Raw genomic sequence first — 14,247 nt, 5'->3', positions numbered from 1 at the left:
ACCCAGGCATCACTGCCGAATCGACGCCCGTAGCGCCGGGCCATGCCCGGCGAGCGCGCAGCGCGGTGGGGCTTAATCGGTAGCGCCGGGCCATGCCCGGCGAGCGCGCAGCGCGGTGGGGCTTAATCGGTAGCGCCGGGCCATGCCCAGCGAGCGCGCAACGCGGTGGGGCTTACGACCAGTCGTACGAGAACAGCACCGTGCGGCTTTCAGGCTCGTACAGCATCACGATCGCATCGGCACCGGTTGCGCACCAGTTGTAGCCGGCCACTTCGGCAACGGCGAAGAATTTATTGCCATCACGTGTGATGGTCACATCTTCCATGTCTGCCGTGCGATCTCGATCGTGCATTGGAGGCAGGATCGAGATCTCGAATGCTGCCGGGATCTCTGCAGTTTCCGTCCAGTTTCCGTACGAAATCGCGCCGCCCAGGGTATCCAGCCAGGCCTGCTCGCCGGGCTCGCCGTCGCCATAGCGCGAATAGCTGGCCAGGCGTCCGTGCTGCTGGAAGTACGCGCGTGCCTTGCTGTAGCTCCCGCGCATCTCGGTGATGTGCTTCAGCGCGTGCTTGTCCTGCACCTGGTCGCCGATGAAGTAGCCCTCCTCACCGAGGAAGCGCATGCGGTTGTCGCTGGTCAGTTCAAAGGCGATCCAGTTGGTGCCGGTGAACGCGTTGTGGTGTTCTTCGGTGGTTTCACCGATGCAGCCTTCATAGGGCTCGATCGGACACAGCAGGGTCGCGGCCTGGCCGGCCAGTTCCGGGCGCAGCACGCCGAGGTCGATCTTCAGCAGCGGCAACAGGTGCTGGCTGAGCCAAGCCTGGTCATCCGGGAACACGTCGGCGGCGAAGGGGACCATGCCGGGCAGCAGGTCGCGCAGTTCGGTCTGGTGGATCATGTCAGTCCTTTGATGTGGAACGGTAGCGCCGGGCAATGCCCGGCGGGCCGGTGCCGACCAAGGTCGGCATCTACCAGACGTGTCAGCTCGACGCGCTGCGGATCGCGTCCGGCAGCGGCGCGCTCTTGCCGGTCTGCGTGTCCATCCACACCACCACCACGTTGCCGTCCGAATACAGCCTCGACTCGTCCTGCTGGTCGACGATGCGATGGCCGATGGTCACGCTGCTGTTGCCCAGGCGTTCGACGAACAGCTCGACCAGGATGTCGTTGGGCCACACGATCGGCAACCGGTAGTTGACGTTGGTGGCAGCCACTACCGGCGCGATGCGGTCGGTCATCGACACGCCTTCCACGCCCAGCATCCAGCGCACGCGCGCCTCTTCCAGGTAGGAGATGTACTTGGCGTTGTTGACGTGGCCCATGCTGTCCATGTCACGCCAGCGCACGCTGATCGGAATGCGGGCCAGGATCTTGTGTTCGCTGCTCATCAGGCGTCCTTCTTCTTGGTGCCGGCCGTGGCGGTCTTGCTGGCCTTGCCGGTGCTCTTGGCGGCAGCCGCCTTCTTTGCCGGCTTTTCCGGCTTGACCTTGCGCGGTGGGCGCGCATCGGGCTTGTTGGCCACGGCGGCGGGCTGGTCAGGCCGCGCGCTGGTGGACGGCAGCATCCGTGCGAGGAACTGGCCGGTGTACGAAGCCGGGCATGCGGCCACGTCTTCCGGCGTGCCGGTCACCAGGATGGTGCCACCGCGATGACCGCCTTCCGGACCCAGGTCGACGATCCAGTCCGCGGTCTTGATGACGTCCAGGTTGTGCTCGATCACCACCACCGTGTTGCCCTCGTCGCGCAGCTTGTGCAGCACGCCGAGCAGCGCCTCGATGTCGTGGAAGTGCAGGCCGGTGGTCGGCTCGTCGAGGATGTACAGGGTGCGGCCGGTATCGCGGCGCGACAGTTCCTTGGACAGCTTCACGCGCTGCGCTTCACCACCGGACAGCGTGGTCGCGCTCTGCCCCAGCTTGATGTAGCTCAGGCCGACATCGACCAGGGTCTCCAGCTTGCGGGCGATGGACGGGACCGGTTCGAACAGCTTCAGCGCATCTTCGACGGTCATTTCCAGCACGTCGTTGATGTTGAAGCCCTTGTACAGGATCTCCAGCGTTTCGCGGTTGTAGCGCTTGCCATGGCAGACGTCGCAGGGCACGTACACGTCGGGCAGGAAGTGCATCTCGACCTTGATCAGGCCGTCGCCCTGGCACGCCTCGCAGCGGCCGCCACGCACGTTGAAGCTGAAACGGCCCGGCGAATAGCCGCGCGCGCGCGCTTCGGGCACCTGTGCGAACAGTTCGCGCAGCGGAGTGAACAGGCCGGTGTAGGTGGCCGGATTCGAGCGCGGGGTGCGGCCGATCGGCGACTGGTCGATGTCCACCACCTTGTCGAACAGCTCCAGGCCGTCGATCTCCTTGTACGGCGCGATCGGGTGCGAGGCGCCGTTGATCTCGTTGGCGGCCAGCGAGAACAGGGTGTCGTTGATCAGGGTCGACTTGCCCGAGCCGGACACGCCGGTCACGCAGGTCAGCAGCCCGGCCGGAATGGCCAGGTCCACGCCTTTCAGGTTGTTGCCGGTGGCGCCACGCAGGTGCAGCGTCATCTTCGGGTTCGGCTTGTGCCGGCGCGCCGGGATCTCGATCGCACGCTTGCCCGACAGGTACTGGCCGGTCAACGAGCGCGGCGCATCCAGGATGTCCTGCAGGCTGCCCTGGCCGACGATCTCACCGCCATGCACGCCCGCGCCCGGACCGATGTCCAGTACGTAGTCGGCCAGGCGGATCGCATCTTCGTCATGCTCGACCACGATCACCGTGTTGCCAAGGTCGCGCAGGCGGGTGAGGGTGCCGAGCAGGCGCTCGTTGTCGCGCTGGTGCAGGCCGATGGAGGGCTCGTCGAGCACGTACATCACCCCGACCAGGCCGGCGCCGATCTGGCTGGCCAGGCGGATGCGCTGGGCTTCGCCACCGGACAGGGTGTCGGCCTTGCGCTCCAGGGTCAGGTAATCCAGGCCGACGTCAACCAGGAAGCCGAGGCGTTCACCGATCTCCTTGACGATCTTCGCGGCGATCTCGCCACGCCAGCCCGGCAGGCTCAGACTGCTGAAGAACTTCAGCGCTTCGTCGATCGGCAGCACCACCAGTTCCGGCAGCGGGCGGTCGGCCACGAACACGTTGCGCGCGGCCTTGTTCAGGCGTGCGCCATTGCACTCGGGGCAGGCATGCTCGCTGATGTACTTGCCCAGTTCTTCCTGCACCGCCGCCGACTCGGTTTCCTTGTAGCGGCGTTCCAGGTTGGGAATGATGCCTTCGAAGCGGTGCTTGCGCTGGGTGCGGCCACCGGCCTCGGTGAAGTAGGTGAAGGTGATCGCGTCCTCGCCGCTGCCGTACAGCACGGCCTGCTGCACCTTGGCCGGTAGCGAGTTCCACGCCGCGTCGACGTCGAACCTGTAGTGCTTGGCCAGTGAGGCGATCAGCTGGAAGTAATAGGCGTTGCGGCGATCCCAGCCACGCACGGCACCGGCCGCCAGCGACAGCTCCGGATGCACCACCACGCGCGAGGGATCGAAGAACTCGGCCATGCCCAGCCCATCGCAGCCGGGGCAGGCGCCCATCGGTGCGTTGAACGAGAACAGGCGCGGCTCCAGTTCCGGCAGCGAGTAGTCGCAGACCGGGCACGAATACTTGGACGAGAACAGGGTAGGGGTTGCAGCGGCATCGTCCAGCGACTGCACCGACGCCATGCCATCACCCAGCTTCAGGGCGGTTTCGAAGCTCTCGGCCAGGCGCTGCTTGATGTCTTCGCGCGGGCGGAAGCGATCGATCACCGCTTCGATGGTGTGCTTCTGGCGCAGCGCCAGCGGCGGCACCGCATCGATCTCGTACAGTTCGCCATCCACGCGTACACGTACGAAGCCCTGCGCGCGCAGCTGGTCGAACACCTGGGCGTGCTCGCCCTTGCGGTCGCGGATCACCGGTGCCAGCAGCATGTAGCGCTGTTCCGGGTCCAGCGTCAGCATATGGTCGACCATCTGGCTGACCGTCTGCGCCTCCAGCGGATAGCCGTGGTCGGGGCAACGCGGCGTGCCAACGCGTGCATACAGCAGGCGCAGGTAGTCGTAGATCTCGGTGATGGTGCCGACCGTCGAGCGCGGGTTGTGCGAGGTCGACTTCTGCTCGATCGAGATCGCCGGCGACAGGCCTTCGATGTGGTCCAGGTCCGGCTTTTCCATCACGCTCAGGAACTGCCGCGCGTACGCCGACAGGGACTCGACGTAACGCCGCTGACCCTCGGCATAGATGGTGTCGAACGCCAGCGACGACTTGCCCGAGCCGGACAGGCCGGTGATCACGATCAGTTTGTCGCGGGGCAGGTCGAGGTCGATGTTCTTGAGGTTGTGCGTCCGCGCGCCGCGGATGCGGATGAAATCCATCGCCATGGGGAATCCGGTTGTGGGGGCGTGGCTGGGCCGCCGGGCCAGCGATAGGGCGGCAATCGGTCAGCCTACCGAGGTGACCAGATGGGGGCAATGGGCGACAATGCCAGCCCGGTGTCTCACCCGGTGAGACCGCCCGTCAGGCAGGGGTCAGATCCCTTTTCACCGTGTGAAAAGGGATCTGACCCGTTCCGGCCCGGCCTCCAGGGCCGTTCAGGGGTTGACTTGACCCGCGCCCGGTGGTCCACGTACAATTCCGCTCCTGTCCGCCCTCGATGGCGACAGTCCATAGACCACAATAACTACAGAGGAAGTCTGGTCATGTACGCAGTACTGGTCACCGGCGGTAAGCAATACCGCGTGGCGCAGGGCGAAAAGCTCCGCATTGAAAAGCTCGAAGCCGACGTCGGCAGCGAGATCAAGTTCGACAACATCCTGCTGCTCGGCGACAGCGATGGCATCAAGATCGGCGACGCCCTGAGCGGCGCTGCGGTCACCGCCACCGTCCTGTCCCAGGGTCGTGCCGACAAGGTCCGGATCATCAAGTTCCGTCGCCGCAAGCACCACATGAAGCGCCAGGGTCACCGTCAGTACTACACCGAAATCGAGATCACCGGCATTGCCGGTGGCAGCAAGTAAGGAGATAGGTCATGGCACATAAAAAAGGCGTAGGCTCTTCGCGCAACGGTCGCGACTCCAACCCGAAGTACCTCGGCGTCAAGATCTTCGGCGGCCAGGCCATCGAAGCAGGCAACATCATCGTGCGTCAGCGCGGCACCCAGTTCCACCCGGGTACCGGCGTCGGCCTCGGCCGTGACCACACCCTGTTCGCCCTGACGGACGGCAAGGTGGAGTTCTCGGTGAAGGGCCCGAAGAAGCGTCGCACCGTCAGCGTCGTCTCGGTCGAAGCCTGATAAGGCTGCGTCCGGCGCCCATGCCTCGGCATGGCCGTGCTGGATGAAGAGATCGCTGCATGAAGAGCCCCGCTTCGGCGGGGCTTTTCGTTGGAATCAATGGTAAAACGGGCATCGCCCGGTTGTCGGCCGATGGCCGGCACTACATCAAGGTGGCGGCGTGCATGCCGCGCCCATCGCAGGCATCGAAACAATGAAACTGGTAGACGAAGCAGAAATCGAAGTGTTCGCCGGCAACGGCGGCAACGGCTGCATTGGCTTCCGTCGCGAGAAGTTCATTCCGCTCGGCGGCCCGGACGGCGGCGACGGCGGTGCGGGCGGCAGCGTGTGGATCCGCGCCGACGAAAACCTCAACACCCTGGTCGACTTCCGCCATGACCGCATTTTCAAGGCGCAGCGTGGCGAGAACGGCATGGGCCGCCAGGCCTATGGCAAGGGTGGCGAAGATCTGGTCATCACCGTGCCGGTCGGCACCGTGATCATCAACGTGGCCACCGATGAAATCATCGGCGACCTGACCCAGCATGGTGATCGCCTGCTGGTGGCCAAGGGCGGCCGCGGCGGCCTGGGCAACATGCATTTCAAGAGCTCCACCAACCGCTCGCCGCGCCAGGCGCTGCCGGGTGAGCCGGGTGAGGAGCGCACGCTGAAACTGGAGTTGAAGCTGCTGGCCGATGTCGGCCTGCTGGGCTTCCCCAATGCCGGCAAGAGCACCCTGATCCGCGCCGTTTCGGCGGCGACGCCGAAGGTGGCCGATTACCCGTTCACCACGCTGTACCCGAACCTGGGTGTGGTGAAGGTGGAGAACTACCGCAGCTTCGTGATCGCCGATATCCCGGGCCTGATCGAAGGTGCTGCCGACGGTGCCGGCCTGGGCGCGCAGTTCCTGCGCCACCTGCAGCGCACCCGCCTGCTGCTGCATCTTGTCGACATTTCGCCGATGGAAGGTGGTGTGGAAGGTGTGTCGCCGGTCGAGCAGGTGCGTGCCATCGAGCGCGAACTGGAAAAGCACGATCCGGAGCTGCTGGCCAAGCCGCGCTGGCTGGTGCTGAACAAGGCCGACCTGATGTTCGAGGACGAGGCCAAGGCTGCTGCCGAGAAGATCGTCGCCGAGCTGGGCTGGAAGGAGCCGTGGTTCCTGGTGTCCGCGCTGGGTCGCGAAGGCACCTTCCCGATCATGAGCCGGATCATGGCGTTCTTCGATCGCCAGAAGGAAGACGAGCTCGAGGCGGCACGCAACGCGCAGTAATGCCGTTGTGGTTCCCGCGAAAAACCCGGCNTCGGCCGGGTTTTTTGTTGGCGGCCGAATGCGGTCGCCGAATGGGGGTCAGATCCCTTTCCCACAGGAAAAGGATCTGACCCCGGGCATCGCAAGATTGCAGGCAACAAAAAACCCGGCCGAGGCCGGGCTTTTGCGTGCTGCCGGAGCCGGGGCTCCAGCAACCAACCGGATCAGGCGGCCTGGAGGGCCTTGATGCGGTCGTTCAGGCGGCTCTTGTGGCGAGCAGCCTTGTTCTTGTGGATCAGGCCACGCGCGCTGAAACGATCCAGGATCGGCTGGGCAACGGCGAAGGCGGCTTGAGCGCCGGCGGCATCGTTGGCGTCCAGCGCCTTGATCACTTTCTTGACAGCGGTGCGCAGCATCGAGCGCTGAGCCACGTTGCGCGCGTTGCGCACGACGGTCTGCTTGGCGCGCTTCTTGGCGGACTTGATATTGGCCACGGTGGTGGTTTCCTGAAAAATCGGTGTTATGGGAACAGCAAGCTAGCTAGTATGATGGCGTAAGAAATGTACGTCAAGTCGATTGTCAAGAGGGACGTTGAGTGAGTTCACCCAAGATGTTGCGGGGCCTGCTGTCGTTCAGCAGCATGACCATGGTCTCGCGGGTTCTCGGCCTGGTCCGGGACCAGGTGGTGACCTCGACCTTCGGCACCAACGCCATCACCGATGCCTTCTGGGTCGCCTTCAGGATACCCAATTTCCTGCGCCGGCTGTTCGCCGAGGGCTCCTTTGCCACCGCCTTCGTGCCGGTGTTCACCGAGGTGAAGGAAACCCGCAGCCACGCCGAGCTGCGTGAACTGATGGCCCGCACCGCCGGCACCCTGGGCGGCGTGCTGATGCTGGTCACTGCGCTGGCGCTGATCTTCGCCCCGCAGCTGGCCTCGGTCTTCTCCAGTGGGGTGGACACCGACCCGGCCAAGCAGGGCCTGCTGGTCGATCTGTTCCGCCTGACCTTCCCGTTCCTGCTGTTCGTCTCGCTGACCGCCCTGGCCGGCGGTGCGTTGAACAGTTTCCAGCGCTTCGCGATGCCGGCGCTGACCCCGGTCATCCTCAACCTGTGCATGATCGCCGGCGCACTGTGGCTGGCGCCGCGGCTGGGTGGCACCCCGGAAAAGCAGATCCTCGCCCTGGGCTGGGCGGTACTCGCCGCCGGCCTGCTGCAGCTGCTGTTCCAGCTGCCTTCGTTGAAGGGCATCGACCTGCTGACCCTGCCGCGCTGGGGCTGGAACCATCCGGGCGTGCGCAAGGTGATGACGCTGATGGTGCCGACCCTGTTCGGCTCGTCGGTGGCGCAGATCAACCTGCTGTTGGACACCGTCATCGCCGCCAAGCTGACCGACGGTTCGCAGTCCTGGCTGTCGCTGGCCGATCGCTTCCTGGAACTGCCGCTGGGCGTGTTCGGCGTGGCCCTGGGCACGGTGATCCTGCCGGCGCTGGCCCGGCACCATGTCAGCACCGATCGCGAAGGCTTCTCGCGCTCGCTGGACTGGGGCCTGCGCATGACCCTGCTGATCTCGGTGCCGGCCATGCTGGGCCTGTTGCTGCTGGCCGAACCGCTGATCTCCACGATCTTCCAGCACGGCCAGTTCACCGCCTTCGACACCCGCATGACGGCGCTGTCGGTGTACGGCCTGAGCTTCGGCCTGCCGGCGTTCGCGCTGCTGAAGGTAGTGCTGCCCGCGTTCTACGCGCGCCAGGACACCAGGACACCGGTGCGTGCCGGCGTTGCCGCACTGGTGGCCAACATGGTGTTCAACTTCGCCCTGCTGGCGGTGCTGTACCAGGTGATGGTGCCCGATGAGCTGAAAGCGCAGGGGGTGATGGCCGCCATAGGCAAGCAACCCGGCCTGCATCTGGCGCTGGGCATTGCCAGCGCGTTGTCCAGTTACCTGAACCTGGGGCTGCTCTGGTACTGGCTGGGCAAGACCGATGTCTATCAGCGGCGGCCGGGCTGGGGCGGCTACCTGCTGCGCCTGCTGCTGGCGTGCGCGGCGATGGTCGGCGTGCTGCTGGCCCTGCTGTACTGGCTGCCGGGCTTCTCGTCGATGGGCGTGTGGGAACGGATCGGCGCGCTCGGCCTGCTGGTCGGCGGTGGCGGGCTGACCTACCTGCTGGCGATGGTGGCGATGGGCTTCCGTCCGCGCGACCTGCGTGGCCATTGATCGTGGCTCCCGGCGGCTATACTTCAGGGTTACACCATTGAAGGGGCGGGCTTCGGCCGGCCGGAACGGGAGTTGATGAGCAGGCTGTTCAGAAGCGTCGAGGGCGGGGAGCTGTTCCCCAACGGAAGCGTGGTCTGCATCGGTGCATTCGACGGCCTCCACCTGGGTCATCGTGCACTGGTGCGGCACGCGGTCGCGCGCGCGCGCGCCTTGGGTGTGGCTGCGGTGGCGGTGGCCTTCGAGCCCTTGCCGCGTGAGTTCTTCGCCCAGGGTACGCCGCCGCCGCGGTTGACCCTGGCACGCAGCAAGGTCGAGATCCTGCACGAACTGGGCGTTGATGCGATCGGCCTGCTGCGCTTCGACGCGGCGATGGCGGCGATGCCCGCTGAAACCTTCGTGCGCCAGCTGCTGGCGCAGCGCCTGAATGCCCGCGAGGTCTGGATCGGGCCGGAGTTCTGTTTCGGCAACCGTCGCCGTGGCGATCTGGCCCTGCTGCAGGCGCTGGGTGCCGAGCTGGGTTTCAGTGCCGGCGAGATCGAAGCGGTCGACCTGCATGGTGACCGCATCTCCAGCACCCGTATCCGCCAGCTGCTGCAGGAAGGCGACTTCGCCCGCGTCGGCGACCTGCTCGGTCGCCCGTACTCGATCAGCGGGCGGGTGGTGCGCGGACGCCAGCTCGGCCGTACGCTGGGCTTCCCCACCGCCAATCTGCGTTTCCCGAAGACGCCGGCGCTGTCGGGCATCTACGCGACCTGGGTGCACGGTGTGTTCGACCAGCCCTGGCCGTCGGTCTCCAGCTTCGGCACGCGGCCGACGGTGGATGGCGTGGAACCGCTGCTGGAAGCGCACCTGTTCGATTTCCAGGGCGACCTGTACGGGCGCCACATCGAAGTCGAATTCGTTGCCAAACTGCGTGACGAAGAGAAATTCAACGATCTGGCGGCGCTGACCGACCAGATGCACCGCGACGCCGACCAGGCGCGTGCCATCCTTTCCGAACATAGATTGCGAGCCACTGCGTGAGCCAGGACTACAAGACCACCCTCAACCTGCCGGCCACCGAATTCCCGATGCGCGGCGACCTGCCCAAGCGCGAGCCGGGCATTCTGGCGCGCTGGGAAGAGCAGGGGCTCTACCAGCAGCTGCGCGACAACGCCGCCGGCCGCCCGCTGTTCGTGCTGCATGACGGCCCGCCGTATGCCAATGCGCGCATCCACCTGGGCCATGCGGTCAACAAGATCCTCAAGGACATCATCGTCAAGTCGCGCTACCTGGCCGGCTTCGATGCGCCCTATGTGCCGGGCTGGGACTGCCATGGCCTGCCGATCGAAATCGCGGTGGAAAAGAAGTGGGGCAAGGTCGGGGTCAAGCTCGATGCGGTCGCGTTCCGGCAGAAGTGCCGCGAGTTCGCCGAGGAGCAGATCGACATCCAGCGCGCCGACTTCAAGCGCCTGGGCGTCACCGGCGACTGGGACAACCCGTACAAGACCCTGAGCTTCGATTTCGAGGCCAACGAGATCCGCGCGCTGTCCAAGGTCATCGCCAACGGCCACCTGCTGCGCGGCGCCAAGCCGGTGTACTGGTGCTTCGATTGCGGTTCGGCGCTGGCCGAGGCCGAGATCGAATACCAGGAAAAGACTTCGCCGGCGATCGACGTGGCCTACACCGCGCGCGATGCGCAGGCCGTGGCACAGGCGTTCGGCGTCAGCCTGCCGGCCGACGTGGAAGTGGCCGTGCCGATCTGGACCACCACCCCGTGGACGCTGCCGGCCTCGCTGGCGGTATCGCTGGGCGCGGACATCCGCTACGTGCTGGCCGAAGGCCCGGCGCACAACGGCAAGCGCCGTTGGCTGGTGCTGGCCGCTGCACTGGCCGAGCGCTCGCTGCAGCGCTACGGCGTGGACGCGGTGGTGCTGCACGGTGAGGCCGAAGGTTCGGCGCTGGAAAACCAGCTGCTGATCCATCCGTTCTACCCCGAGCGCGAGATCCTCGTGCTCAACGGCGAACACGTGTCCGACGAGGACGGTACCGGTGCGGTGCATACCGCCCCCGGCCACGGCCAGGAAGACTACGTGGTCAGCCAGAAGTACGGCCTGCTGGACAAGTACAACGCCGGCCAGGTGACCCCGGTTGATGGCCGTGGCGTCTACCTGGAATCGACCCCGCCGGCAGGCGAGGTGGTGCTGGCGGGCCAGCACCTGTGGAAGGCGCAGGAGGCGATCGTGCAGGTGCTGCGCGCCAGCGGCGCGCTGCTGGCCTTCGTCGAGATCCGCCACAGCTACCCGCACTGCTGGCGGCACAAGACGCCGGTGGTGTTCCGCGCCACCCCGCAATGGTTCATCTCGATGGAAAAGGCCAACCTGCGCAGCGATGCGCTGGCCGCCATCGATACCGTCGGCTGGTTCCCGACGTGGGGCAAGGCGCGCATCCAGAGCATGGTCGACGGCCGCCCGGACTGGACCATCTCGCGCCAGCGCACGTGGGGCGTGCCGATCGCACTGTTCACCCATCGCCAGACCGGCGAGATCCACCCGCGTTCGGTGGAGCTGATGCAGCAGGTGGCCGACCGCGTGCAGGCTGAAGGCATCGACGTGTGGTATTCGCTGGACGCGGCCGAACTGCTGGGCGCTGAAGCGGCCGACTACGAGAAGGTCACCGACATCCTTGATGTCTGGTTCGACTCGGGCGTGACCCATGAGGCCGTGCTGGCTGCCCGTGGCTTCGGCAAGCCGGCCGACCTGTACCTGGAAGGTTCGGACCAGCATCGCGGCTGGTTCCAGTCCTCGCTGCTGACCGGCGTGGCCATCGACAAGCGCGCGCCGTACAAGCAGTGCCTCACCCACGGTTTCACCGTGGACGAGCACGGCCGCAAGATGTCCAAGTCGCTGGGCAACGGCATCGAGCCGCAGGAAATCATGAACAAGCTGGGCGCGGACATCCTGCGCCTGTGGATCGCCTCGGCCGACTACAGCAACGAGATGTCGCTGTCGCAGGAAATCCTCAAGCGCACCGCCGACGCCTACCGTCGCCTGCGCAACACCGCCCGCTTCCTGCTGGGCAACCTGGACGGTTTCGATCCGGCCCAGCACCTGCGCCCGCTCGAGGAGATGGTCGCGCTGGACCGCTGGATCGTGCATCGCGCCTGGGAACTGCAGGAGAAGATCAAGGCCGCGTATGACAACTACGACATGGCCGAGATCGTGCAGCTGCTGCTGAACTTCTGCAGCGTGGACCTGGGCTCGCTGTACCTGGACGTGACCAAGGACCGCCTGTACACGATGCCGACCGATTCGGATGGTCGTCGTTCGGCGCAGAGCGCGATGTACCACATCGCCGAAGCGTTCACCCGCTGGGTGGCGCCGATCCTGACCTTCACCGCCGATGAGCTGTGGGGGTATCTGCCGGGCGACCGTGCCGGCCACGTGCTGTTCACCACCTGGTACGAGGGCCTGGCTCCGCTGCCGGCCGACGCACAGCTCAACGCGGCCGACTTCGACCAGCTGCTGGCCCTGCGCGAGCAGGTGGCCAAGGTGCTGGAGCCGATGCGCGCCAATGGTGCGATCGGCGCCGCGCTGGAAGCGGAGATCACCATCGCCGCCAACGAAGAGCAGGCGACCCGCTGGCAGCCGCTGGCCGATGAACTGCGCTTCCTGTTCATCAGCGGTGACGTGCAGGTGCGCCCGGCGACCACCGATGAGGTGTTCGTCAGCGCACAGCCGACGCAGAAGTCCAAGTGCGTGCGCTGCTGGCACCACCGTGCCGACGTCGGCAGCAGTGCCGACCACCCGGAACTGTGCGGCCGCTGCGTGACCAACGTCGCCGGTGCCGGCGAAGTGCGGAGCTGGTTCTGATGGCCGCCGCGCGCCCGCATCCCAATGCGCTGATCTGGCTGCTGCTGTCGGCAGTCATCATCGGCCTGGACCAGTGGTCGAAGGCCTGGGTGCTGTCGAGCCTGCCGGAGTTCCAGCCGGTGGTGGTCATCGACGGCTTCTGGAACTGGTACCGCACCTACAACACCGGTGCAGCGTTCAGCTTCCTGAGCGATGCCGGCGGCTGGCAGAAGCACTTCTTCACCGTGCTGGCGATCGCCATCAGCGGGCTGATGGCCTGGTGGCTGCGCGCTACCGCTCGTGGCAACTGGAAAGCCGCCGTGCCGTACGCGCTGATCATCGGCGGTGCGATCGGCAACGTGATCGACCGCCAGGTGCATGGCCACGTGGTCGATTTCATCCAGTGGTACGTCGGCGAGCATGTCTGGCCGTCGTTCAACATCGCCGATTCGGCCATCGTGGTGGGTGCCGTAGGCATCGCCCTGTTTGGCCTGTTCGACGGCAAGTCCGCCAAAAAGGCGGATAATGCCAACCCGAAACCGTAAGCCGGCCGCTGCCGGGAGACTGAACTGATGGATGTGCTGCTCGCCAACCCGCGTGGTTTCTGTGCCGGTGTCGATCGTGCGATCGAGATCGTCAAGCGCGCGATCGAAACGCTGGGCGCGCCCATCTATGTCCGCCATGAAGTGGTGCACAACCGCTTCGTGGTCGATGACCTCAAGCAGCGCGGCGCGATCTTCGTCGAAGAACTCGACGAAGTGCCGGACAACAACACCGTCATCTTCAGCGCCCATGGCGTGTCCCAGGCCGTGCGCCAGGAAGCCGAGCGGCGTGGCCTGAAAGTGTTCGATGCCACCTGTCCGCTGGTGACCAAGGTCCACTTCGAAGTCGCCCGCCACTGCCGTGCCGGCCGTGACGTCGTGCTGATCGGCCACGCCGGTCACCCGGAAGTGGAAGGCACCATGGGGCAGTGGAACCGCGAAGCGGGCACCGGCCAGATCTACCTGGTCGAGGATGTGGAGCAGGTGGCCACGTTGCACATCAACCAGCCGGAAAACTTCGCCTACACCACCCAGACCACGCTGTCGGTGGATGACACGCGTGGCATCATCGATGCGCTGCGCGAGCGCTTCCCGGCGATGCAGGGGCCGAAGAACGACGACATCTGCTACGCCACGCAGAACCGCCAGGACGCCGTGCGCGACCTGGCCAAGCGCTGCGACCTGGTGCTGGTGGTCGGTTCACCGAACAGCTCCAATTCCAACCGCCTGAGCGAGCTGGCTCGCCGTGAAGGCGTGGAAAGCTACCTGATCGACGGTGCGCACGAGATCGACCCGGCCTGGGTGGTGGGCAAGCAGCATATCGGCGTGACTGCCGGTGCGTCGGCACCGCAGGTGCTGGTCGATGGCGTGCTGGCGCGTCTGGCCGAGCTGGGTGCGAGCGGCGTGGGCGAGCTGGAAGGCGAGCCGGAATCGATGGTGTTCGCGCTGCCGAAGGAACTGCGCCTGCGCCTGGTCGACTGACCGGCAGCGCTGCTGGTGGGTGCGAACCCTGGTTCGCACTGTCGGCGGTACGTCATCCACGCATGGCGTGGATCTACGCGGTACTGCTCTGCTTTCCAGCAGGTCCACGCCATGCGTGGATGCTGTCAGTCTTCGCCAACGCTCCGATGAGGCTTTGCC

Annotated in this window: 13 protein-coding genes; 9 read left to right on the top strand and 4 right to left on the bottom strand. The window is 65.8% G+C overall.

The window, feature by feature from the left end:
• Window positions 1-172: 172 nt before the first annotated feature.
• The 3 genes from TEP_RS13800 to uvrA form a co-directional block, all read right to left on the bottom strand.
• Complete coding sequence (locus TEP_RS13800; RefSeq protein WP_132825647.1) at window positions 173-898, bottom strand: enolase; 726 nt, start codon at window positions 896-898, stop codon at window positions 173-175.
• A gap of 82 nt (window positions 899-980) precedes the next feature.
• Window positions 981-1,388, bottom strand: coding sequence for a thioesterase family protein (locus tag TEP_RS13795; protein WP_132825646.1), 408 nt, complete (start codon window positions 1,386-1,388; stop codon window positions 981-983).
• Window positions 1,388-4,381 (bottom strand): excinuclease ABC subunit UvrA, encoded by a 2,994-nt coding sequence (gene uvrA / locus TEP_RS13790; protein WP_132825645.1) that lies wholly within the window; start codon window positions 4,379-4,381, stop codon window positions 1,388-1,390. Before uvrA ends, TEP_RS13795 begins: the two co-directional genes overlap by 1 nt.
• Before the next feature lie 318 nt (window positions 4,382-4,699).
• Between uvrA and rplU the strand changes: the two genes are divergently transcribed.
• Genes rplU through obgE form a run of 4 tightly spaced genes read left to right on the top strand, consistent with a single transcriptional unit; the run spans window position 4,700 to window position 6,541 of the window.
• Complete coding sequence (rplU, locus tag TEP_RS13785) at window positions 4,700-5,017, top strand: 50S ribosomal protein L21 (protein WP_093817644.1); 318 nt, start codon at window positions 4,700-4,702, stop codon at window positions 5,015-5,017.
• 11 nt (window positions 5,018-5,028) lie between these two features.
• Window positions 5,029-5,292, top strand: coding sequence for a 50S ribosomal protein L27 (gene rpmA, locus TEP_RS13780; protein ID WP_049467623.1), 264 nt, complete (start codon window positions 5,029-5,031; stop codon window positions 5,290-5,292).
• A 59-nt stretch (window positions 5,293-5,351) separates the two neighbouring features.
• Window positions 5,352-5,489, top strand: a complete 138-nt coding sequence (locus TEP_RS19790; RefSeq protein WP_165933929.1) for a hypothetical protein — start codon at window positions 5,352-5,354, stop codon at window positions 5,487-5,489.
• Window positions 5,486-6,541, top strand: coding sequence for a GTPase ObgE (gene obgE, locus TEP_RS13775; protein ID WP_032975970.1), 1,056 nt, complete (start codon window positions 5,486-5,488; stop codon window positions 6,539-6,541). The genes TEP_RS19790 and obgE overlap by 4 nt, the downstream gene beginning before the upstream one ends.
• Window positions 6,542-6,744: 203 nt before the next feature.
• Here obgE and rpsT read toward each other — a convergent pair whose 3' ends face one another.
• On the bottom strand, window positions 6,745-7,014 hold the full coding sequence (rpsT, locus tag TEP_RS13770) for a 30S ribosomal protein S20 (RefSeq protein WP_025873851.1): 270 nt from the start codon (window positions 7,012-7,014) through the stop codon (window positions 6,745-6,747).
• A 116-nt stretch (window positions 7,015-7,130) separates the two neighbouring features.
• Here rpsT and murJ point away from each other — a divergent pair, with 116 nt between their 5' ends.
• The 5 genes from murJ (at window position 7,131) to ispH (ending at window position 14,088) form a co-directional block, all read left to right on the top strand.
• Window positions 7,131-8,735: a murein biosynthesis integral membrane protein MurJ gene (gene murJ / locus TEP_RS13765; protein ID WP_132826541.1), complete on the top strand. Its 1,605-nt coding sequence runs from the start codon at window positions 7,131-7,133 to the stop codon at window positions 8,733-8,735.
• Between the two features lie 75 nt (window positions 8,736-8,810).
• A complete protein-coding gene (locus tag TEP_RS13760; RefSeq protein WP_132825644.1) occupies window positions 8,811-9,758 on the top strand; it encodes a bifunctional riboflavin kinase/FAD synthetase in 948 nt (315 codons plus the stop codon).
• Window positions 9,755-12,586 (top strand): isoleucine--tRNA ligase, encoded by a 2,832-nt coding sequence (gene ileS / locus TEP_RS13755; RefSeq protein WP_132825643.1) that lies wholly within the window; start codon window positions 9,755-9,757, stop codon window positions 12,584-12,586. The genes TEP_RS13760 and ileS overlap by 4 nt, the downstream gene beginning before the upstream one ends.
• Complete coding sequence (gene lspA, locus TEP_RS13750; protein ID WP_032975973.1) at window positions 12,586-13,110, top strand: signal peptidase II; 525 nt, start codon at window positions 12,586-12,588, stop codon at window positions 13,108-13,110. Before ileS ends, lspA begins: the two co-directional genes overlap by 1 nt.
• Window positions 13,111-13,137: 27 nt before the next feature.
• A complete protein-coding gene (ispH, locus tag TEP_RS13745) occupies window positions 13,138-14,088 on the top strand; it encodes a 4-hydroxy-3-methylbut-2-enyl diphosphate reductase (RefSeq protein ID WP_100435971.1) in 951 nt (316 codons plus the stop codon).
• Window positions 14,089-14,247 lie beyond the last annotated feature (159 nt).

The organism is Stenotrophomonas sp. TEPEL, assembly GCF_004348785.1.
GTDB lineage: Bacteria > Pseudomonadota > Gammaproteobacteria > Xanthomonadales > Xanthomonadaceae > Stenotrophomonas > Stenotrophomonas indicatrix.
Note: the sequence above shows the minus strand (reverse complement) of the source record. Positions and strands in the feature narration are given on the sequence as shown.